Genomic DNA, 25,194 nt, shown 5'->3' with positions numbered 1-25,194 from the left:
GTCCGTTATCAGGAGGCCGCAAACGCAACAGCACTAAGCTCCCGCTGCATCAGATTGATAAATTGTTCTATCCCGTCAGCGTTGAAGCAGCAGCAGGTGATATGTAAAACGGGTTTTCCCTCCGCCGAACTGGTGAGATAAATATTGATCGAGTCGTTCTCCCAGTTATCCGCCTCCTCTGGCTCATCCACCGAATCAGGTTGCCGCCAGACGCTCAGGCGTAACGGATCATCCCCGCCGCTCGGCGCTTTCTGCCGAAATGCATCCTGGAGAATATTGATGTTGATGATCGGATCTGCGACACCGACGCTTTGCGGAACGCGCCGGAACAATGCGCGCGGCGGCTGCGGCTCCATCAGCAGGAAATCGGCAAGAAAGCGCGGATAGAGGGCTGCACGCGGGCAGAGCGCGGTATAGATCCCGCTGACGGCACGGATCAACAGCGTTAACAGACGCGGGCTGTTGCGCCAGCGTTGTTCGGCCATCACGCCAACCGGCAAGCTCCACGGACAGTCGATATGTTCGTAGGCGCGCAGCACCCTTTCCCGCACCTGGGCCAGCAGCGTGGGAAAGGTTGGCGCATCGTTCATATCCAGGGGGACAGGCATGACGCGAAGCAACGGCGCCATCAGCGACTCGCTCCCCGGCCGGTCACGCCCTTCCAGCACGGAATTCAACGCGAAACGCGATGCGCCGGTCATCTCGCGCACCACCCTGCCGATAAGCGCCAGCAGCACCATCTGCAGGCTCACCTTATGCTGACGCGCCACGCTCTCCAGCCGTTCATAGCTGTCGGCCGGAAAAGAGACATAGCGGTCGCTGGCGTGCGCCTGCTGCTGATTGATATAGCACTGGGGAAACGTGGCCCACGGATAGCCCTGCAAATGCCGGCGCCAGAAGCGTTGATCTTCGCTGCCATGACGACGATAGCGCGCCCGTTCACTGGCGATTAACGCGGTAAAGGGCATCTCTGCCTGTCCGGCTAACGGCAGCCTGTCTCCGCGCGCCAGCAGACGATAGCGCTGCCAGAGCTGCTGACAGAAGAGATGCACCGCCGCGCCATCAGCCACGATATGCGGAAAACAGAGCACCAGAACGTGCTGCTGGGGCTGCAGGCGAAAAAGCTGAGCACGCAGCAGCGGCGGCCGCTGGAGATCGAATGGCTCGGCGAGCAAACGACGCGCTACGTCCTTGACATGCTGCTGCGCCTGCACCGGGGTCTCGCCGGTCAAATCGGCAAAGGGCAAATCGAAGCCGCCGACCGGCCGGATACGCTGCGTGGGTGCCCAGCGCGAAATGGCGCTGCGCAATATCGGGTGGTGGGCAATCAGGCCACTCAATACCCGCTCCAGCAACGCGGGCTGCAGCTCTCCCTCAATCTGAATACAGCTCTGGTTATTCGCCGTATCCCCGAGGGTGGCGGCAACAAACCAGAAGCAGTGCTGGGCATAACCCAGCGGATAGACGACGCCCTCCTGCGGTGCGGCGCTTGTCCACTCGTCGCCATAGTGGTTGCGTGCATGCTGAACGTCATTATGAACACTCATTTAGCCTCCTCCACCGCGGGCTGACGCTCCTGCAAACGCATAAGAACCTGCTCCGACAGCGCAGCCACTGTCGGGTGGTCATAGATAAAACCGACCGGCAGGGAAACATTCAGCCGTTGGCGAATCAGGGCGATGATCTGCACGGCCATCAGCGAATGGCCGTTCAGCTCGAAGAAATCATCCTCGATGCCAAGCGGTCCGATACCCATTTTTTCCTGCCAGGCTGCGGTGATTTGACGTTCGGTTTCATTGCGCGGCTCCAGATACTCGCTGCTGAGCGGCGGGCGCGGAAACAAGGCCGGCTGAAGCCTCTCTCCGTCCCGATCCTGCTGGGCGATATCCGTCTGCACATTCGCGTCGCTGTCGACCAGCGGCAGACCGCGGGTCGAGATCAGATAATGGCCGCCATTGCGCGCCAGCAGTTGCGTCAGCAACGTCCATCCCTCCTTGGGTGAAATGGCGTCACGCAACGTCTTCTCGCCGCTGTCGCCGTGCCACTGCCGCAGGCTGTCAACCGCCATGCCGACATCGCGCCAGGCATCCCAGCCGATGGCCAGATAACGGGTGCGCGCATCGCGCCGCTGGTGAGCGTTGAGCGCCCAGGCATCCTGCCAGGCATTAGCCGCACAGTACGCCACCTGGCCGACCGGCCCGACGAAAGCGGCCAGCGAAGAACAGACGACAAAAAAATCGGGCGCATGCTGGCGCAGGCAGGCTTCCAGCACGCGCGTCCCCTGCACCTTCGCCTGAAATACCCGCTGCGAATCGTCCGCCGAGCGGTTCTGGATCAGACCGCCGTCCGCCACGCCTGCGCAGTGGAATATGCCGTTAAGCGTGCCATAACGCTGGGTAAAAGCGGCGATACCGCGACTGACGCTGCGCTTATCGGCCAGGTCGGCACCGATCACCGTGACTTGGGCACCGGCCTGCTGCAGTTGCCGCAAAAAAGCGATGCGTCGCGATTTGGCGTTGCTGGCATCATGCTGCGCCAGCCAACTCTCCCACTCCGCTTCGGGCGGCAACTCCCCACGGGCAATAAACAGCAGCCGGGCACGATGGCGGCGCGCCAAATTCTCGGCAATGGTGGAACCTATGCCGCCGAATGCCCCGGTGATGAGGTAATTGCCGCCATCGCAGAAGCTAAACGGCGGTTCAGTCTGCTGCCCGCAATCCAGCTCCGTCAGCGGTGCGTAGCGCTGCGCGCCACGGAGCGCCACCATCGGAGACTCATCGGTGTGCTGCATCTCCGCCAGCAGCGTCGACAAAGCGCGGGTAGTCGCCAGCCCCCGGTAGCGCGACGGCGGGATGAAATCGATGCTTTTGCAACGAATCTGGCTGAACTCTTTCGGAATGATGCGGCTCGGGCCGATGATGAGCGCCTTACCCGGATCGATCTGCTCATCGCCTGCCAGCGCATGCAGATGATTGGACAGCACAAACAGATCCAACAGGGCGTCGTCATTTTCCGGGTGAAAATGACGGGCGATATGCAGCAGCGACTCATAATGAAGGGTGGCGTTTTTTGCCGACAGCGCACGACTGCGCGTGATGCTCCAGCCGTGGATCAGCGCGTCCGGCGCCTGCTGCTGGCTGCGGAGATACTCTGCCAGCAGATGAAAATCCTGTGGACGCTGCGGATTGACGGTGACGTTGCCGGATCTCAGGATACGGAAGCGTATTCCTTTACTGACGCGCCTGACGCGCGCGCCCTGATTTTCCAGCATGCGCGCGAGCCGTTTACCGCTGCCCAGCCGATCCATAAACAGAACCACCGTCCGTCCGCGCCAGGAATCCGGCGTTGACGACAGCGGCGGCAGTTGCTTCCAGCGTGACTGATAACACCATTGTGCCATCGGCAGACGCTCGCCGACCGCCGGGAGTGGCGCACTCTGGCTGTTGACCAATGACGCCAGCGTATAGCGCTGACGCTGAAACGCATAGCCGGGCAGCGGCACGCGTCGCCGCTGCTGATGTTGATAAAGACGCGGCCAGTCGACAGCCACGCCCTGACACCATAGCTCGCCCAGTGCCGCCAACAGCGTCTGCAGGCCGGCGCGCGGCTGCTTGACGCCGACGCCGCCGTTAAACACCCGGTGCCGGGCAGCGACACCGTCCAGTTGCATACGTGCAAGACCGGTGAGCGTACTGCCCGGCCCCACTTCCAGCAGCAGGTTTTGCGGTTCGTCCAGCAGGCGTTTTACCCCCTGACTGAAAGCCACCGGCTGACGCAACTGACTGACCCAATAGTCCGGAGAGGTCGCCTGCTCAGGGCGTATCCAGTCGCCGGTGACGCAGGAAATAAACGGCAGCGTAGGCGGCGAGAGTGTGATGTCGTCAAAAGCACGTTCAAAATCCGCCAGGCAGCCCTCCATCATGGCGCTGTGAAAGGCGTGCGAGGTGTGCAGGGGTTTCGCCTCGACGCCGCGGGCATCCAGCAGAGCCTGTAGCGTTTCAATCGCCTCGCTTTCTCCTGAAGCCACGCAAAACTCCGGCGCGTTTTCGCTGGCCAGCGACACGCCATCCGGCAGCCAGCGCGCCAGCTCTGCGGCGCTCAGGCCAACCGCCAGCATTTTGCCCGGCGGCATCTCGTTCATCAGCGCCGCACGGCGGACGACAATGCGCAGTCCGTCCTCCAGCGAAAATACGCCCGCCAGACAGGCGGCAACATATTCGCCAATGCTGTGCCCGATGCAGGCCGCAGGCGCCAGGCCCCAGGACATCAGCAGCCGGCTCAGCGCGTATTCCACCACGAACAGCGCAGGCTGGGTAAAACGCGTTTGATAAAGCGCCGAGAGCGAAGCATCGTCGGCTGCTTCAAACAGCAGCGGACGAATATCGCGTCCCAGCAGCGGTTTCAACAAGCCGGCGCATTCATCCACCACATCCCGGAAAAACGGCTCCTGCTGATAGTGATCATGCATCATGCCCGCATACTGCGATCCCTGGCCGCTGAACATAAAAATCGTCCGCGCATCGGCCATCGCCTTGCCCCCGTCGGGCATGGCCAACCGGTGGGCCAGTTCCGCCCGCGCCTGCTGACGATCGCGACAGACCAGCGCGCAGCGATGGTTCATCTCCTCGCGTCCAACCTGCAACGTCCAGGCGATATCGGCCAGGGCTTCGCCCTCCGATTCGTTCTCCTCTGCGGATGACAACCATGCCTGCATACGCGCCATCCCGTCGCGCAGCGCCGCCGCCGATCGCGCCGAGAAACAGAGCAACTGCTGCGGGCGTCCCGGCCCGGAGGGGGCGACAAAGCGCGACTCCTCAAGCACCATATGCACGTTGGTGCCGCCGATGCCGAAGGCGCTGGCCCCGGCGCGACGCGGCCGGTCGCTGGACCAGGGTTCCCCCTGTCGCGGGATATAAAACGCCGATCCCCGCAGGTCGATCTCGGTATTCAGCCGGGAAAAATTCACCGCCGGCGGCAGATAGCGATGCATCAGCATATGCGCCACTTTGATCACGCCGGTAACACCCGCCGCAGAATCGAGATGGCCAACGTTCGCTTTGACCGAGGCGACCGCACAGCGATGATCCGGCCCCCGCTGTTTGCCGTAAGCATTCAGCAGCGCCTTTAACTCAATGGGATCGCCAAGCCGCGTGGCCGTGCCGTGCGCTTCAATGTAGCCGATGCTTTCCGGGGCCACGTCTGCCGCGACCAGCGCGCGCCGCAGCACCTCGGTTTGACCGTTTATCGACGGCGCGGTAAAGCCCGGTTTGCTGGAGCCGTCGTTGTTGACTGCCGAGCCTTTAATGATGGCGTATATTCTGTCGCCGCCATCAAGAGCATCCTGCAACCGCTTCAGCACCACCGCGCCGACGCCATCGCCCGCCACCGTGCCGCTGGCATCGGCGTCGAAGCTGCGGCAGCGTCCGTCGTGCGATAAAATTCCGCTGTTTTCATAGCGGTAGCCGCTTTTTAGCGGGAAGCCGACGTGCACGCCGCCACCCAGCGCCATATCGCACTCGCCCGCCAGCAGCGACTGGCAGGCGGCGTGCAGCGCCAACAGCGAACTGGAACAGGCGGCTCCGATAGTCATCGCCGGGCCACGCAGGTTGAGCTTGTAAGAAACACGGGTGGATAACAGATCGTTATTATTGCCCGACAACAAACCGTCCAGCGCCACATGCCGCTGGATATCGGGATGACGCAGCAGATAACTCATGGCGTAGCTGCTGTTGGACGCGCTGGCGAAAACGCCAATCTGTCCGGGAAATTTCCCCGGCGCATAACCGGCATGTTCCAGCGCCAGCCACGCCGTTTCCAGAAACAGCCGTTGCTGCGGATCCATCGCCTGCGCTTCGCGCGGCGAGTAGCCGAAGAAAGCGGCGTCGAACGCCTCAGCATCCTCCAGCAACGCCGCCCGGCGCACAAAGTCCGGCTGTTCGCGTTCGGCGTGCGGCGTACCGGCCTCATCCAGTTCCTCATCGCTCAGTTCGCGTATCGCTTCAACCCCTGCGGCAATGTTTCGCCAGAAAGCCTCAATATCTGCCGCGCCGGGAAACGACCCCGCCATACCCACAATCGCGATCTCAAAACCGTGCAGGGATTGAGGAAGTGCGTCCTTTAACATATCCGCATTGCTCATTGTTTACCGCTCCTTCTTTGCTGCAAGCCGGCAAGACGGCTGCGGCCGGCATTCACCTGTAACTGAATGGCATCAAGGCTGGCATCGGGCTGCCGCTGGCCGCCGTTGATGTAATCCGCCAGTTGCTGAATGGTCGGGTAGTTAAGCAGGTCAACGATGCTCACCCCGCTATAGCCCAGCGCGGCAAGCCGCAGGTGCGCACGTGCCAGCAGCAACGAATCGCCGCCGAGGTCAAAAAAGTTCTCCTGCTGATTTGGCGCGGCCACGCCCAGCACCCTGCTCCAGACCTGCTGTATCGCTTGTGCCGTGGGATCGGTGAGTTCCACCGGAGCCGTGTCGGTCGGCGCGGGTTGGCGATCTTCCGCGCGCAGGCGGGAGGTATCCAGCTTGCCGTTGGCCGTCAGCGGCAACGCATCCAGCACCTGGAAACGGGCCGGAACCATATAGCGCGGAAGATGCTGGAGTAGCCAGGTGCGCAGCGCAGCGGCATCGAAAGCACGTTCCGGCTGCATCACCAGCCAGGCGACAATGCGTTTGCCTCTGGGCTCCTCCACCACCTGCACCGCAGCCCGTTCAATGTCAGGGTGGCGACCGATCGTCGCTTCGATCTCGCCCGTCTCGATACGAAAACCGCGGATCTTGCACTGATCGTCAATCCGCCCCAAAAATTCGATCGCCCCGTCGGCCAGGAAACGGGCGCGATCGCCCGTGCGATAAAGGCGCTCGGATCGTTCCGGATCGAAAGGATTCGCGATAAAACGCTGCTGGTAGAGTTCGGGCTGATTGAGGTACTCCAGCGCCAGACCCGGCCCGCCGATATAGAGCTCGCCAGGCGTGCCGAGAGGCGTCGGCTGCATAAAGGCGTCCAGAATCCAGGCAATATTGCCCTCATTGGGCCTGCCGATTGGCACGATGCCGTTTTCGGTCGCGCGATAATGCCAACTGGTGGTGAAGGTGGTGTTTTCGGTCGGGCCGTAGCCATTGATCAGCGTCAGCGCCGGATAGAGCCCGCTGATGCGGGCGGCATGACGCAGCGACATCGCCTCGCCACCGCTTATCACCTGGCGTACTTCACGCAATGCCTGCGGACATTCATCGACAATCAGGTTAAACAGCGACGTGGTGAGAAACAGGCTCTCTACCCGTTGCACGACCAACAAGGTCTCCAGTTGCGGTATCGCCACCGGGCCCTGCGGATAGATGACGATGGTGCCCCCGTTCAGCAGCGGTCCCCAGATTTCCAGCGTAGACGCGTCAAAGCTCACGGCGGCCAGCATCAAAAAGCGGCGGCAATGGGTGAAATCGAGATAGCCGACCTCTTTCACCAGGCGAATCACCCCCTGCTGAGCGATAAGCACCCCTTTGGCCTTGCCGGTCGAACCGGAGGTGTACATCACGTACAGAGGAAGGGAACTCTCCCCTCGCGCGACAGCAAAAGGCATCGCCGGGGCATCGCTCTGGCTCAGTTCCTTCTCCGTCAACTGCGGCACGCCGGTCTCTGCCGCCAGCGCCCTTTCCGGTTGGTGCGTGATCAGCAGGCAACAGCGCGCATCCGTTATCTGCTCCACCAGACGCGCATGCGGATCTTCCGGATTGAGCGGCAGATAAACCGCCTCCAGTTTGCTGAGCGCCAACACTGAAACAATCAGGCCGACGCTGCGGCCCAGATAGAGCGCTACGCGGCTGCCGCGCGTCACGCCGCGCTGCGCCAGCAAGGACGCCCACCGGTCTGACTGCCGATCCAGTTCGCGATAGCTCAGGCGCTGGGTTTCCCATTCTACCGCGTCGGCATCGGGCTGCTGCGCCACCTGACGGGCGAACAGCGTCGCCAGGGTTTCCGTGCCGGCGTAGCCTGCCGGCCCGCGCGTAAATGCGGCCAACTGCCGCTGCTGCTCTGCGGGAACAAAATCGACGGCAAGGTGCAATGCCTGCGGCTCTGCCGCCATCGCGCCAAGGACGCGTTGGTAGCAGGCCGCCATTTGCTCCACCTGCTCCCGGCTCAGCAACCTGGCGTTATAATCCAGCTGGACGCTCACCTGATTGCTGGCCAGCGCTGAAGAGAGCGTTTTGTGTTGGAAATGAGCATTCAGGGTAAAGTGCGTCCCCTCATGGACATCCTGCACGTTCAGCTTATCCACCACGCCCAATCCCAGCGCCGGCGTCATCTGATCGTAAATATGGAAATCCATATAGTTGAACAGCACCTCATCCAGCAACGGCTGAGGGCCAAAGTGGCGCTGAATTTCGGCAAGGGGATAGCAGCGATGAGGGATCGCCGCACATTCGTTGGCGAAGGTTTGACGAATCACTTCCGCCCAGCTTTGCGCGCCCAGCACCTGGCGGAACGGCAAAATATTGAGATAGAGGCCGTAGAGCCAATCGCCGCCCTCCGCCTCCGGACGACCATTGGTCGGAATGCCGGTCAGGATATCCGGTTCGCCGCTGAACACGCTCATCACTTTGACATGGGCTGCCAACAGCACGCTTTTTAGCGGCACGCCCAGTTGCTGCATCAGTTGGCGCATCCCCTGATAAACCGTATCGTCGAGCGTAAACGAAAGCGATTTCAGGCGCGGCGCAGCTCCCGGCGTCGCATCCTGCGCCTGATGAGGCAGCCTGAGAAGGGTGCAATCCGCCAGAGTTTGCTGCCAGTAACGGCGCTGCGCATCGTCCCGGATGGCGGCCTGTTCCTGAACGATAAAGTCGCGGTACTCCTGCTGCGGCTTGAACGGCGGCTGCCACTGGCTGCCACCGGTCAGCACGGCATAACGGTTAAACACCTCGACAATCATGGTGTGATAGCTCCAGCCATCGAATACCGGGTGGCATTCGGTCATGGTGAACTGGAAGCTCTGCGGGGAACGCAGTTGAATGAAGAAACGCAGCAACGTCGGTCTGTGCAAATCGAACGGTGTATGGCGTTCTTCATCCAACAGGACTCTGATACGCTCCTCCTGCCGTTGCTTGTCGAGATGGCGCAGATCCTCCACTACGATCGGCAACTCCGCCTGCGGCCAGACTAACTGCAACGGCTGGCTGTAGCGTGCAAAATCAAACCCGGTTCGCAACACATCGTGAGCAGCCACCGTCTCCGCCACCGCCCGGCGAAAAGCCGCTTCGTCGAAGGCGGCGTTGATACGCAAGTGCGAGGTGCCGGTACAGTGGTAAACGTTGGCGTCCGGCGTCAGGTTCATATGGTAAAACATGCCCGCCTGCATACGGCTCAGCGGATAGGCGTCAATCACCTCCGGCGGCAACAGCTCGCGATCTTCCTGCGTGATCTGGCTGAATGGCGCAGCGGTTATCGGCCCGCCGACGCCCTGCCCGCTGCCGGCGTCCAGCAACGCCGCCAGTTCGGCCACGGTCTGATGCTGGAACAGATTGACCAGCGTCAGCGCCAGCCCCCGTTCGCGCCCGCGTCCGACAACCTGGACTCCGCGCAACGAATCGCCGCCCAGCGAAAAGAAGTTGTCATAAACGCCGATGTCATCCACCTTCAGCACGTCGCGCCAGAGCGCCAGCAGCGCCGCCTCGGTATCGGTGCGCGCCGCCTGATAGTCGCTCGCCAACTGCGGACGAAGCGCCTGCGGATCCGGCAACGCGCGCCGGTCCAGCTTGCCGTTCGCCGTTAGCGGCAACGCCTCCATAAACACAAAGGCGGAGGGCAGCATGTAATCCGGCAGCGTGCGGCGCAGCCCATTGCGCAGCGTTTCCACCTTGAGACCGTTTTCACGCGTGGCGACCCAGGCAATCAGACGCATCTGACGATCGGCGCTGTCCGCACGGGCAATCACCACCGCTTGATCCACGCCATCCAGCCGCTGCAGCGCCGCTTCAATCTCTCCCGGCTCAATGCGAAAACCCCGTATTTTGACCTGATGATCGGCGCGCCCCAGATACTCCAGCGAACCGTCGCGACGTCGACGCGCCAAGTCGCCGCTGCGATAGAGGCGCGCACCATCGTCATCGCCGCTGCCCAGCAGCTCGGCTTTATTCAAAAACCGCTCGCGAGTCAGTTCGGGACGATTCAGGTAGCCGCGCGCGACCCCGGCGCCACCGACATACATTTCGCCCACCACGCCGGGCGGCACCGGCCGCCGCTGCGCATCCAGCAGATAGATTTCAAGGTCGTCCAGCGGCTCGCCGATGGGGCTTTTGCCCCCCTGTCGCGCGTCCGCCAACGTGATGCGCCGCCAGGTGACGTGCACCGTGGTTTCGGTAATGCCGTACATATTGATAATCTGCGGCACATCTTCGCCATATTTCGCCAGCCAGCCGAGCAGCGTCGCCGGCTCCAGCGCTTCACCGCCCATAATCACGTAGCGCAGCGACAGCGGCGCCGCGTCAGGGGCCGTCGCATCGGCGGCGATAAACTGCGCAAAGGCGGAAGGAGTCTGGTTAAGCACGGTCACTCGCTCATCGCTTACCCACTGCCGGAACTGTTCCGGGGAGCGGCTGACCCAATACGGCACCACGCTGAGCTGACCGCCATACAGCAATGCGCCCCAGATTTCCCAGACGGAGAAATCAAAGGCGCTGGAGTGGAACAGCGTCCATATGTCATGTTCGCTGAAGGCAAAATGGCGCTCGCTGGCGGCAAACAAGCGCATAACGTTGGCATGAGGGATTTCCACGCCTTTCGGCGTGCCGGTAGAGCCTGAGGTGTAGATGACATAGGCAAGCGCATCGGGCGTAACCGGCCGATCGGGATTGGTCTCCGGCATCGTCTGGATCAAGCCGCTTTCGCAATCGGTGCACAGATAATCGACCTCGCAACCCTCAAACAGCGACTGATGCGCCGCGACGCCGATCACCTGACGAACCCCCGCGTCCTCGACGTAGAAACGGACGCGCTCCGCCCCGTGGCCACTGTCAATGGGGAGATAGGCCATCCCCGCTTTCAGCACCGCCAGAATGGCGATCGGCAAGGCTTCGTCGCGATCCATGCAGATCCCGACCAGACCGCCGCCTTGCGCCGGACGATCCTGCATGCCCAGCAGCAGGTAGTGCGCCAGCTGATTCGCCCGCGCGTTCAACTGCTGATAGGTCAGCCCGCGTCCCTCGCCCGTTCCGATAGCTACGGCATCCGGATAGCGCTGCGCCTGATATTCGAAACGCTGATGCAACGCCTGACTGACCGGGTATGTATGGGGGCGTTCGCTGTGCAGGTCGCGCGCGGTGATGCAGGGGTAGCATTCCAGCCGCTGGGTGTCATCCTGGGCCACTTCACCGAGCAGGAACAGGAAATCCGCTTCCAACTGGGCGATGGTGGCGTCATCAAACAGATCGCTGCTGTACTCGAAGGCCCCCTGTAGCTGCCGGCCTCGGCTCTCCATCGACAACGTCAGATCAAATTTTGCCTGTTCACCGGCCAGAGAATGCGGCTTAACCTGTAGGCCATCGAACGTCCAGCCCTGCTGCCCACTCTCATCAAAGGAAAACATCACCTGGAACAGCGGCGAATAGCTGAGATCGCGCGTTGGATTAAGGGTTTCAACCAGCCGATCGAAGCTCACCTGCTGATGCTCCAGCGCTTCGACCACCGTGCGGAAAACGCTTTGCTGCAAGGCGGTGAAGCTCTCTTCCGGATCGATCTGGATACGGTAAACCAGCGTATTGACGAAGAAGCCCACCACGCCTTCCAGCTCAAGCCGCCCACGCCCGGACACCGGCGAGCCGATGGCCAGGTCGCGCTGTCCGCTATAACGATGCAAAATCAACGAGAAGGCGCTAAGCAACAGCGAATAAAGCGTGCTGTTGCGTGCGCGGGCGCGTTCACCCAGCGTTTGCGCCAGCGCCGGCGGCAGCGAGAAGAAGCGGGTTTTTCCGCGCAGGCTGAGCCGATTTGGCCGTGGGCGATCGCAGGGCAAATCTATCGGTTCAAGGTTACGCAGTTTTTCGCGCCACCAGTCCAGGGAGCGGGTGACGTCATCCCCCTCCTGCTGCTGATGCTGCCATTCGGAATAATCGATGTACTGAATGTCAAGCGGGGGCAGATCCGCCGCCAGTCCCTGACGCCGGGCGTTATAGCAGGAAGCCAGCTCGCGGCTGATAATGCCGGCCGACCAGCCATCGGAAATAATATGATGCAACACGATAAGCAGCATATGGTGACAGGCGCCGCGGCGGAACAGCACGAAACGCGAGAGCGGTGCCTGCTGTAAATTGAACGGACGTTCGCTCGCCGCATTCAGCTGCGCCTGCAACGCCGCTTCATCCGCCGCGACCCAATCCACCTTCTCCAGCGGCAGCGTCATGGTGTCATGACAGCGCTGAAAGAGCGCCTCATCCTGCCAGACAAAATCGGTGCGGAAAGATTCATGGCGCGCCACCAGGTCATTCACGCTCTGCTGCAGCGCCGTTTCGTCCAGCTCTCCTTCCAGCTCCAGTAACGTGCTGATGTGATAAATTGCTGAATCATGTCCCAGTTGTTCATGCAGCCACAGACGCTTTTGCGCCAGCGATGCCCTGAACTGGAAATGGTTTTCCTGCATGTCGCCTCCGGTAAATTGCGGTTTATCGTATTCTGGGTTGTGCATCACAATGGCCTCTCCTGTCGGCGCGACACGCGGGTGATGGCGCGCTCTTCCGATAACGGCGTCGTCCGTTGTGCCAATACCGCCGCTAACTGCCGGACGGTCTGATGGTTAAGCAGATCGGTCAGGGAGACCCTGACATTAAGTTGATTTTCGAGTCGTGCGGCGACCCGCAGGGCGTGCAGCGAATGCCCACCCAGCGCGAAAAAGTTCTGGTCGCAGCTGACCGGCCCGCAGCGTAAGATTTCTCCCCAGGTAGCCTGAATGGCGCTCTCCAGCGGCGTAGCGGGTGCCAGCAGCTCGGTATGTTGCGGACGAACGGGCAGAGGCAGAGCGCCATAGTCCACTTTCCCGTTCGACGTCAGCGGCAGCGCGGGCAGCACCACGATCGCGCCCGGGATCATGTACCCGGGCAGCGTCAGCGCCAGAAACGCACGCAGCGCCTCGCTCTCCATCCCCGCCTGCTGCGGCACGACCCAGGCCGCCAGTTGCGCATCTTCCTGCGAGCGTCCTGGCAGCAGGGCGACGGCACTCTGCAGCACCTGAGGATGACGCATCAGTTGCGCCTCAATCTCACCCGGCTCGATACGGTAGCCACGCACTTTGAGCTGGCGATCGCAGCGGCCGAAATACATCAGTTCGCCGTTCGGCATCAGGCCGACCCGATCGCCTGTGCGGTAGGCGCGTACGGCTTCCCCGGCCAAATCCAGCTTAATGAATTTTTCCTCGGTCAAATCAGGCCGGTTCCAGTACCCCCGTGCCAGCCCGGCGCCGGCGATATACAGCTCCCCCTCCGCCCCCGGCGGCGTCGGCGATCGATCCTCGTTCAGCACCAGCAGGCGGGTATTGGCGATGGGCAGACCAATCGCCATTGCGCCCTGACGATCGCGCGCCGCATCCGCCAAATGGACGCAGCAGCCCACCACGGTTTCCGTCGGACCATATTCGTTGTAAATGCGAGTGTGGGGCGCCTCCCGCAGCCAGCGCTGCACGGTTTCGCAATTGAGGGCTTCGCCCCCGACGACGAGCGCGCTGACGCGCCTTTTCGCCGCGTGATCCAGTTGCTCCTGCAACAGCGCGAGATGGACAGGGGTGATTTTCAGCAGTTGTTCCGCAGAAGAGGTGCTCAGGTGGCGCGCCATGGCCTGCAAATCGCCCTCACCGGGGATGGCGACGAGGGTGCCGCCCGTCAGCAGCGGCAGCCAGAGGCTGGTCAGGGTCGCATCAAAGCTCACCGACGAATGGAACAGGCTCTGCATACCGGCACGTAGCTGATAGCGTCGGCACGCATCGAGGAGATAATTCATCAGGCTGCGATGCTCAATCATGACGCCTTTCGGCCTGCCGGTTGAGCCGGAGGTATACAGGATATAAGCCAGTGAGTTCCCCTGGCTGACCTCCGGCGGCAAAGGCAGATCGGGCGAGGCTTCGTCAACCAGCAGCAGAGGCTGATCGGACGGCAGCGCACCCGCCAGGGTCTGCTGGGTGAGGGTCAGCGGGCACTGGCTGTCGGACAGCAGATAACGGACGCGTTCGGCAGGGCTGGCGGCGTCGATCGGCACATAGCAAAGGCCGATGCGGCTGGCGGCAAGCATCGCCGCGACATACGCCACGCCGCGAGGCAAAAACAGCGCGACGCGATCCCCGGCGCGCAATCCGCGCTGATGCAGACGGGCGCTGATCTGCTCGGCACGCTGCCGCAAGCTGTCATAGGTCAGGCTCAGCTCGCCTTCTATCACGGCGATAGGGTCGCCCATGGCTGCGGCGCGCTGGGCAAACAGCGCGTAAACGCCGCCCGCAGGCAGCGGCAGAACCGGCCCTTGCAGCCCTTTGAGCAGAGCCGCATTTCCCGAGGCGTCCAGCAGGGAGATCTCCGACAGCCGCCGGTCATCCGCGTCTATCCATTGCTGCAATATATGCAGCAGGTGCTGCGTCAACTGGCCGGCGGTATGCGGAGAGTAAAGCCCGTCGTCATACACCAGCGCCCCGCTCAGGGCCGTGCCAAACGAAGCCACCAGCGTTAACGGATAGTTGGTGCTCTCCTGGGCCGCCGTGAAACTGAATAGCCCGTTATTCTCCTGCTGCGGGTAGTTCTCAAAGACCACCAGGGTATCAAACAGCGTCGGCCAACCGGCCAGCCCGCAACTGTGCTTCAGCTCCGCCAGCGAAATGTCGCTAAAGCACTCATTTTCCAGTTGCTGACGCTGGAGCGCATGCAGCCAGTCGACTACGCGAACGTCCGGCTGGACGCTCGCCCGCATCGGCACCGTGCCGATAAGCAAACCGACCATGCGCTCAATGCCGCTGAGATCGGCATGGCGGCCAGAAAGGGTGACGCCGAACAGGCTCTCCGTCGAACCGCTGTAGCGTTGCAGCAGCAGCGCCCAGGCGCCCTGCACCAGCGTACTGATGGTCAGGCGATGACGGCGACCAAAGCTGGCCAGTTGCGCGGAAAGGGCGACATCCAGTTGAAAATCCTGCCGCTGGCGTTGCTGAGACGGCGTACGCCCCGGATAAGCGGCCGGCAACGGCGTCGCGGCGCTGAGGCCGGCCAGCCGTTGCTGCCAGTGCGCCTGGCTGCCGGCGCGGGAACGGCGCAGCCACTGGATATAGTGCCTGAATGCCGGTGCCGACGGCGGCGGTGTCTGATGATAGGCCGCAGCCACCTGCGCCAGCAGCAGGGTCACCGACCAGCCGTCCAGAATGGCGTGGTGATGGCTGAACAGCATCTGCACGCTATCCTGCGCGAGCAGCACGGTGATGCGGAACAGCGGCCCCTGATGCAGATCGAACCCCTGCTCCCGGTCCGCACGCCACAGCGCCGCGATGTCCTCCTCCTGCGGCGAGCGATAATCCACCACGCGCCAGGCGTCAGGCATCTGCTGATGCACCAGTTGCAGCGGCCCGACTTCGGCGTTCAGATCGAAGGTGGTACGCAGCGCCGGGCAGGCGGCGATCACCTGCGTCCACGCCTGTTGCAGGCGAGCAAGATCGACCCCGCGCGCAAGCTCAAAACAGATCTGCTCGTGATAGAGCCTTGCATCGCTGTCGGCCAGCGAATGGTAAAGCATCCCCTCCTGAGTCGGCGTAAGAGGATAAATATCCACAATCTGCGAATGACGCTGCTGCAGTTGCAACAGCGATGCCCGGCTCAGGCCTGCGAGAGGAAAATCGGACGGCGTCCAGGTCGTGCGCGCTTGCGCCTGGCAGTGGGCGATCAGCGCATCGAGATGCTTTTTCATCGCGTCCGTCTGCGCGGCAATGGTCTCCGCCCGCCAACTGTTCGGGTTGTAGCTCCAGACGATGACCAGTTCGCCCTCATCGATGTAGCTGTCCACCTCCAGCGCCCAGCCACGACGGTTTTCCGGCGCATAACGGTGCGCCATCAGCAGATCGGCCACGCCGCTCAGCGGAGGCTGATGGAAATCGCCGTCGAACTGCCCAAGATAATTGAAGCAGACCTCCGCTGCCTGTGCCGCGGCGTCATACAGCATGCCGTACCCTACGCCACCGTGGGGAACCCGACGCTGCGCCTCTTTGACGTCCTGGATCAGATCCCCCCACGACCCCGTCGACGGCAATTGCAGCAGGATCGGGTAGATAGCGGTGAACCAGCCCACAGTACGGCTGACATCCGGCGCATCCGGTGCGTCATCGCGCCCGTGCCCTTCGAAATCGATACGCAGTTGGCGGCTGCCGGTCCATTCGCTTAGCGTCTGCGCCAGCGCCGCCAGCAGCAGATCGCCGACATGGGTGTGATAAGCCCGCCCGGTTTGACGCACCAACGCCTGGGTGGCCGCGCGATCCAGCGTAATCTGAACCTTGCGCATTTCTCCCGTACGGCCAGGCAGCGCACGCGTGCCGCTGTCTACCGGAATAGCGGCGCCGGCATGCCGCTGCGTTTCCCAATAGCGGTGCTCATCGGCAGCCGAAACGGGATCGACGACCTGCTGCAACCATGCGCCCCATTCCGCCAGCGAAGCCGTCGCCGGCTCGCAGGGCAGCGCTTCGCCCCGTGCCAGCGCCTGATACGCGCGGCTGAGATCGCTGATAATAATGCGCCAGGAGACGCCATCCACCACCAGGTGGTGAACGCTTAACAGCAGGTAATCGGCGGATGCCGCACGGATAACATCGGCGCTGAACACCGGCCCTTGGGCAATGTCCAGCTGCGACTGCCGCGCTCCGGCCCAGGCGATAACCGCCGCCTCGTCGTCGTGAGGCGCGCCAAGGCGCGTTTCACGCAGCAGCGGCGCGTCCGTCAGGGCGGCGATAGTGGCCGGCGCATCGGCTGCGCTGAAGCGGGCACGCAACCCTTCATGCTGTTGCAAAACCCCGCGCAGCGCCCGTTCCAGCTGCGGCAAATTGACCTGCGCGTCCAACCGCCAGAGGTAAGATTGGTTGTAGTGATGTGCGTTTTCCGAGCCCAGCGCGAAGAACCAGCGCTGGGCAGGCAGCAACTTATAAGCCTGCATGGGCGGGCGTGCTTGCGTCGGCGCGGATGCCAGTGGCTCCACCACGCTGGCGAGGCTGGCGATCGTCGGATAATCAAACAGCATACGCGCCTGAACGCGCAGCCCCGCCTCGCGAGCGAGGAAGACGATTTGCAGACTAAGAATGGAGTCGCCGCCCAGGGCAAAGAAATCGTCATCCATCCCTGGCGTTTCGCCTCCCAGCACCTTTTGCCAGATAGCCGCCAGTTGCCGCTCCGTCTCACTCTCCGCCGCCCGGAAGCAGAGCGCGACCGTCACCGGCAGCGGTTGTGCGGCCAGCCAGGCGCGATCGACTTTACCGTTGCTGGTCAGGGGAATGGACGGCAGCAATAGCCACTGGGTCGGGCGCATGATTTCCGGCAGACGGCGCGCTATCTGCTGACGCACGCTATCCAGCGTTGCCGCCCCCTTGGCCAGGGCCACATAGGCCACCAGGTGAGGACGCCCGTTGACCTGACGAATACCTGTCGCAGCCTGACTGACGCCCTCGCACGCGACCAGTTGCGCTTCAACCTCTTCGAGCTCAATGCGGTGCCCACGCAGCTTCACCTGATTATCCCGGCGGCCGAGATAGAGCAGATTGCCATCCGGCAACCAGCGGGCCAGATCGCCGGTACGATAGAGCCGCTCGCCGGGTTCGGCGGCAAAGGGATCGTCAATAAAACGACTGGCGGTCAGTTCCGGGCGGTTAAAATAGCCCAGCGCCACACCCGCCCCGCCGATATAGATCTCCCCTACGCCCCCCGGCGGCGTCAGTTGCCGGTGTTCATCCAGCAGGAAAATGCGCATATTGGCAATCGGCCGCCCAATCGGAACCGCGCCCGAGACGGCGCATTCGCCCGCAGCCAGCGCATAGACGCAGCACCCGACGGTGGCTTCCGTCGGCCCATATTCATTCACGACCGAGACCTGAGGCGCATGTTCACGCCAGAAGCGCACTGCGGCGCCCGCCAGGTTTTCGCCGCCGATGACCAGCGTTGCCGCATGGCCGGCCGCCGCAGGGGGAATCTGCTGGCTGAGCAGTTCAAGATGAGAAGGCGTTATCTTCGCCATCGTCATGCCGGAAAGTTGCTTCCAGGCCGACACCAGCGCGGGGACATCCTCTTCATCGGGCAGAATAAACAGCGTTTTACCGCTCAACAGCGGCAGGAACAGGCTGGTCAGAGTGGCATCGAACGAGATGGAGGCGTGCAGCGTGTTGCCGCGTCCCTGCGCGCAATCGTAGTTATCGCAGGCATGCTGCAGATAATTGGCGAGCGCGCGATGGGGAATGACCACGCCTTTCGGCGCACCGGTGGTGCCGGAGGTGTAGAGCACATAAGCGGGATCGTCCGCAACGGCGCCCTGCGTCGGGTCAGCCATGCCGACGTCGCCGTCTGTCGTCATCTCCGGCGTCAACAACATCGTCTGCTGCTCGGTCAGTTCCAGCCGCAGAGCCTGTTCGCGCGTGGTGATGACGCGCGCCACGCGTGCATCGTCGAGCATGTAACGGATGCGCTCCGCCGGATAAGCGATATCCACCGGCACCCAGGCCGCCCCGCTTTTGACCGTCGCGAGGATCGCGCAGACCAGCGCGGGGGAACGCGGCAACAGCACCGCCACGCGCGCACCAGGCCCGATATCCAGCCCCGCCAGCAGATGCGCCAACCGATTGGCCTGCTGATTAAGCTGCTGATAACTCACCTGCCGTTCGCCCCAGGCCAACGCCGTGGCCTGCGGAGTGGCCCGTACCTGCCGTTCGAAAGCTTGTTGCAACAGCGGCGCGGCCGCACGGCGCGGACCTGCGCTGAGGGTATCGAGCAAATGGCGGCGCTCCGCCTCTGACAGCATATCCAGCCGACAGGCAGGCAACTGCGGCCGACGGCTCAAACTCGCCAGCAGGCGACCATAGGACGCGGCAAGAGCGTCGATAGCCTCGGCACTATAGAGCGACGGGCGATACTCAATATTCAGCGTCAACTGCGTCGCCGTTTCCTGCACAAACAGCGTCAGATCAAACTTGGCGTCCGGCGCGTTGAGTGCCTGACTACTGAGCCGCGCTTCGGCCCCCTCTCTGCGCTCATCCGGTGAGGCGTTATAAACGAACATAATGCGGAACAACGGGGACGTAGCGCGCCCCTCCGCCGGCAATACCGCATTAACCACCTGCTCGAAGGGCGTCTCTTTATGGGTCAGCGCTTCACGCAGCGCCGCCTCACTGGCGGCAAGAAAAGTGGCGAAAGGCTGGCTGGTGTCCAGGGTCTGACGAAACGCCAGCGTATTGAGCAGCAACCCCGGCAGATTTTGCAAGGTGTCGCTGTCGCGCAGCGACACCGGCAGGCCGATAGTTAAATCGTTTTCGCCGCTGTAACGCTGCAGCAGCAGTTGGAACGTCGACAGCAGCAGGGTAAACAGCGTGGTGTCCTGCTGCCGCGCCAGTTGGCGCAGCGCTTCGGTCAGCGGCAGGGGCAACGTCAACGTCTGATAAGCCGCCCGCCAGTCCGTTTCATCGGGCTGCGGACGCTGCGGCAGGGCGATGACCGGCGGTGGCGTAAGGAACACTTCGCGCCACCAATCAAGCCCCTCCTGATGCGAGGTACTGCGTTCCCACGCGGCATACTGCAAATAGCTGACGGCAGACGCGGTGCATGCCGCCTGCGGATCGTCAATCAACAGCGTCAGACTCCGGTCTATCAGCGACAGCGTGTGTTCATCGACCAGCAGGTGATGTACGCAGAAGATCAGCGCGCTCTGTCCCTGCGGGGAATGGATAAAGCACAGACGATAGAGCGGCGCCGCGAGCAGCGTAAAGGGCTCGCTCATCAGCGCGGCCGCACGCTGTTGCACACGGGCGTGCCACGCATCATCGTCGACGCCTTCAGCCGTAAACTCAACGGGAGCCTCAGACCAATACTGATGGGGTACGGCGCCGTCGGCGCGCAGGCGGGTATTCAGCAAGGGGAAGTGACGGAACAGCGCGTCCAGCGCCGCGCTCAGGCGCTCGGGGGTCACCGCCGGCGCGGTAGGCGCGGTAAAGGTTTTGATTTCCCCCGTAATGTAGCTGTTGCCGTCGGGATGAAGCTGCTCAAGGAACCAGATACGCTGCTGAGCGAAACTCAGCGGCGCCTCTTTCAGCGCCGGCTGCCTGCACAGCGTGCTGTCCGCCTGGGTTTCTCCTGCGCAGAGCGCCAACTGGCGTGGAGTGCGACAGGTAAAGATGTCGCTGACGCGCAAATGCAGTTGGTGCTCAGCGGCCAGCAGCGCCACTGCCCGCGCCGCCAGTAGCGAATGTCCGCCCAGCGCGAAAAAGGAGTCGTCGCGGCCGATGCCCTCGATCCCCAGCACCCGGCTCCAGACGGCGGCAATCGCCTGCTCCGCCCGGCCCTTCGGCGCCTCGCCTGGCGCGTTCGCCATGGCATCGGGTTGCGGCGTCGGAAAACGCTTACGATCGATTTTATTGTTCGGCAGGCGAGGAAACGCGGTCATCAATACATAGCAGGCGGGGCACATGAACTCCGGCAGCGTGGCGGCCAGCCAGGCATGCAACTGCGCCCGATCCGGCTGCTGCCCCGCATGCGGCAACACATAAGCGACGACGGCGCTGGCGGCCAGGTAATCCTCGCGCACCAGGGTGACCGCATCCGCCACGGCGGGATGGCGACGCAACGCGGTCTCAATCTCGCCCAGCTCAACACGATAACCACGGATTTTCACCTGGTTATCGATGCGTCCCAGGTAATCAATATTGCCGTCGCTGCGATAGCAGGCGAGGTCGCCGGTACGATAGAGCCGCGCCTCAGGCGTCGCGCTGAAGGGATCGGCGATAAAGCGATCGGCGGTCAGAGCGGGCTGGTTCAAATAGCCCTGTGAAACGCCGACGCCGCCAATACACAGCTCCCCGACGACGCCCACGGGAAGCGGCTCATGGAACTCATCCAAGATCCATACCTGGGTGTTATGCACCGGTCGACCAATATGCACACGGCTGTCGGCCGGCGTCAGCTCGGCATTGGTGGCGCTGACGGTCGTTTCCGTGGGGCCATACGAGTTAATGAAACGGCGGTTTTTGCCCCATTTTTGCAGCAGATCGAGTCCGCAGGCTTCGCCCGCCACGATCAGCACGCGCAGATCCGGCAACGGAGCCTCCGGTAATGCCGCCAGCGCCGAGGCCGGCAGCGTGACGTGACTGACCCGGCGCTGCTCCAGTTGCTCCAGCAGATCCGGTCCGGGCAGCAGCGAGAGACGCGGCGCCATCAGCAACGTACAGCCGGAGCACAGGGTCATGACGATTTCCCAGACCGACGTATCGAAGCTGAACGAAGCAAACTGCAACACCCGACCAGGGGGCTGCATATCCAGCAGCGCCACTTCGGTTTCCGCCAGATTACACACGCCGCGATGACGAATGGGCACGCCCTTCGGCTGGCCCGTGGAGCCGGAGGTATAGATGATATAGGCGGTGTTGTCGGCGCCGGCGCGCGGCGCCGGGGCCAGGGTCGGCAAGCCGTTCAACTGCGGCTCCAGCGCTTCGACAGTGAACAGCGTTATGTGCTGCGCGGCACGGGTGAAGCGGTCGACAAACTGCGCCTGCGTCAGCATCAACTGCAGCCCGGAATCGGCAATCACATAATCGCTGCGCTCCTGCGGGTAGTCCGGATCGATCGGGACATAGACGCCGCCCGCCTTAAGGATGGCCAGGAAGCCAATCACCAGCGACAGCGAACGCTCGATACACAGCCCGACCGCGACATCCACCCCAACCCCCTGCGCGATGAGCCAGTGGGCGAGCTGGTTGGCGCGCGCGTCCAGTTCGCGATAACTCAGCACCTCATCGAGAAACTCCAGCGCAGGCGCGTCCGGCGTGCGCGCCACCTGGCGCTCGAACATCTGATGAATGCCGATATCGCTGCTGAAAGGTTGCGCCGTCTGGTTCCACTGCCGGATTTGCCGACGCTCCGCTTCGGAAAGCAGCGGCAGACGCCCCACCGCCTCTTCGCTGTCCGCGATGCAGTGCTCGACAAAAGTCGTAAAGTTGGCCGCCATACGGGCAATGGTGTCCGGCAGGAAGCGATCGTCGGCATATTCAAACTGGCCTGCGATGCCCGCCTCGTCGGGCCACATCTCCAGCGTCAGTTCATAAGTGGCGCTGCCGCGATCCACCGCCTGCAACGCCGAGACGCTGCTCTGGCCCAGGCGGGTTGCCGCATCCGGCTTTTGCTGCCAGACGAACAGCGTCTGAAACAGCGGGGAAATGCCCGGATGACGCGTCTCCTCCAGCGCCGTAAGCACCTGACCAAACGGCAAATCCTGATGGGCAACGGCCGCGATAAAGCCGGCGGCAACCTGCCGCATCAACCGGCTAAACGGCTGATGCAAATCCACGGTCTGACGCAACGCCACCACATTGAACAGCAAGCCGAATGCCTGCTCGTTATCCAGCGCATGGCGGGAGCTGATCGGCGTACCTATCGTCAGATCCTGCTGGCGGGTATAGCGCGCCATAAAAGCGGTGTAGGCCGTCAATAACGCCACGTAAGGCGTAACGCCGTGACGCACAGCCAGCGCCGCCAGCGCATCTGCGGTCGCCTGGGCCAAGTGGAAAGGAATACGGCCGCCGCAGTAGCTGCGCACCGCCGGGACGGGAAAATCATAAGGTAGCTGCAGCAACGGCAGCGGCCCCGCCAGTTGCTGTCGCCACCAGGCACGCAGCGCTTCGCCTCGCGGCCCCACGCTACGCTGCTGCTGGCGGCGTGCATGGACTGTCTGGCAGGAGGTCGCTGCAACCGGCGTCAGCGTTTTGCCCGCCAGCAGACGGCCATAATCCGCCAACATCTGTCGCCACAGCAGCGCCACGGACTCCGCATCCGCGATAATGTGATGACACACCAGAGCGATAAGCGTCCGGTGCGGCTGCACCTGCGCACAAGCGATGCGCAACAGCGGCGCCTGAGCAAGATTGAACGGTCGCGCGGCTAACTGCGCCAACCAGCCCTCCGCCGCTCCCCGCGCTTCACTGCCTTGCGCGCCAAAATCCTGCCGGTCGATATCCACGACAACCTGTTCGGCGATCTGCGCCGTCACGCCGTCTTGATACGGGGTAAAGCGGGTCCGCAGCGCGTCATGACGACGCAGCGCCTGATTCAACGCCTGCTGCAACAGCTCAATGTTCAGCGGCCCCTGCCATTCGGCACGGTAGGCCAACTGCCATACGGGCGATTCGGGAGCCTGTTGCTGAATTAACCACATGCCCTGCTGCTCATCGCTGAGCGTGACGCTGCTCTGCGTCTGCACGCTATCTTGCTCGGCCTGACGCAGCGCTTGTGCGCAGCCCGCCAGCGTCGGTTGCGCCAGCAGAGCGGCGAACTCAAGCTCCCGGTCCAGTTCGGCGCGCACGCAGGCGATCATGCGCATCGCCAGCAGGGAATTCCCGCCGAGGGCGAAAAAGTCGTCATCGCGCCCGACCGCGTTCACCGGCAGCAGACGCTGCCAGATCGCCGCCAGCTTCTGCTCCTCACCGGCGTGGGGCTGCTGCGCCGCGGCCAACGGGGCGCTTCGGCGCAGCGCAGGCTGAGGCAGCGCTTTGCGGTCAAGTTTGCCGTTAGGCAGGCGGGGAAAGAGCTCGAGGATGCTAAAATCGGTCGGCAACAGCGCGGCGGGCAACGACGCGGCCAGATAGTCGCGCAGCGCGGTTGACGCCTGATTCAGTTCGCTTTTCAGGGTAATGAACGCCACCCGTTGCTGCGACTGCGCAAAGGCGACGACAGCAGCCTGCTGCACCGCCGGATGGCGCTCAAGCAGCGTTTCAATTTCTGCCGTCTCCACGCGCTGTCCGTTGATCTTCAACTGAAAATCGTTGCGCCCCAGCAGTTCCAGATCGCCGGTGGCCGTCAGGCGACCCACGTCGCCCGTACGGTACATTTTCGTGCCGCGCTCGTCGGTGAAAAAGGCGTCGGAGGCGGCCGGCTGCCGATAACCGGCGCTCATCCACGGCGTAATAATGATGACCTCACCGCTTTCGCCATCGGCGACGGGATTGCCGCTTTCATCAATCACGCTGATGCTCGCGCCGGGAATGGGCCGCCCTACGGGCACGCCCGCGCGCGCGGCATCGGCCGGCGTTACGCGATAAAACAGCTTAGCCAGCGTGGTTTCCGTCGGGCCGTAAAGGTTGAGGAGCTGGGCGTTTGCCGGGCCGTTCTGATAAAAGCGCGCCACCAGCGAACCTTTCAGCATCTCGCCCGCCAGCAGCACATAGCGCAAAGCGTGCAGCCGCTGCGCCGCATCGGGATACTCCAGCAAAACCTGCAGCAACGAGGGGATCTGGTGGGTGACGGTAATCCGCTGCGCCTGCATCCAGGCCAGCAGCGCGGCGGGCGCGTGGATCAGTTCGCGGGACGGCGGAATACACAGGGTGGCGCCATTGAGCAAAGGCAGCAGCATGTCGCGCAAAAAAGGATCGAACATCTGCGACGTCAGCATACTGACGCGATCGTCCGGCGTGATAGCCAGTTCCCGGCTCTCCCACTCGATAAAATGCAGCAGGCTGTCGCTGCGCCCCAGCACCGCTTTGGGTATGCCGGTGGAGCCGGAAGTGAAATAGACGTAGGCCAACGGCTGCGTTCGCGTCGGCTCGATGGGAAGGCACTCGCCGGTGGACTGCGCGGGCACGCCCAACTCATCCACCTCGACAACGCTCAGCCGGTCGGTAAGATGGCGAACCGAAGCCAGCCCGTGCGACGTCGAGATCAACCGCGCATCGGGGAACTGCGCCAACAGGGTTTCCAGTCGCTGCCGAGGCAACGTCGGCGATAAAGGAACAAATGCCTGCCCCGCATGCATAATCGCGAGCGCCGCCGTCACCAGCGCGGCCCCTTCCTCCAACAGCACCAGCGTAAAGGGGCTACCCGGCTGCCGACGCAGCGCGGCGCTCAATGCGGTGACCCGTTGCAATAGCTGTTGATAGGTTACCCGCGTTTCGCCCTGACTAATGGCGACCTGCTGCGGATCACGATTTACAGACTGCTCAAATACTGCGGAAACAGACATT

The 25,194-nt window shown here is 62.8% G+C and carries 4 protein-coding genes; all 4 read right to left on the bottom strand.

From position 1 onward, the window contains the following. Positions 1–8: 8 nt before the first annotated feature. The 4 genes from ACUTSW_RS18390 to ACUTSW_RS18375 are packed head-to-tail and all read right to left on the bottom strand — an operon-like array spanning position 9 to position 25,193. Entirely contained in the window at positions 9–1,547 is a 1,539-nt protein-coding gene (locus tag ACUTSW_RS18390) for a condensation domain-containing protein (RefSeq protein WP_445585039.1), read from the bottom strand. Further along, on the bottom strand, positions 1,544–6,139 hold the full coding sequence (locus tag ACUTSW_RS18385; RefSeq protein ID WP_445585038.1) for an SDR family NAD(P)-dependent oxidoreductase: 4,596 nt from the start codon (positions 6,137–6,139) through the stop codon (positions 1,544–1,546). Before ACUTSW_RS18385 ends, ACUTSW_RS18390 begins: the two co-directional genes overlap by 4 nt. Beyond that, complete coding sequence (locus tag ACUTSW_RS18380) at positions 6,136–12,678, bottom strand: amino acid adenylation domain-containing protein (RefSeq protein WP_445585063.1); 6,543 nt, start codon at positions 12,676–12,678, stop codon at positions 6,136–6,138. Before ACUTSW_RS18380 ends, ACUTSW_RS18385 begins: the two co-directional genes overlap by 4 nt. After that, positions 12,678–25,193, bottom strand: coding sequence for an amino acid adenylation domain-containing protein (locus ACUTSW_RS18375; protein ID WP_445585037.1), 12,516 nt, complete (start codon positions 25,191–25,193; stop codon positions 12,678–12,680). The genes ACUTSW_RS18380 and ACUTSW_RS18375 overlap by 1 nt, the downstream gene beginning before the upstream one ends. Position 25,194: the final 1 nt, after the last annotated feature.

The organism is Serratia sp. TSA_198.1, assembly GCF_052686505.1.
This window is presented reverse-complemented; position numbering and strand designations above follow the sequence as displayed.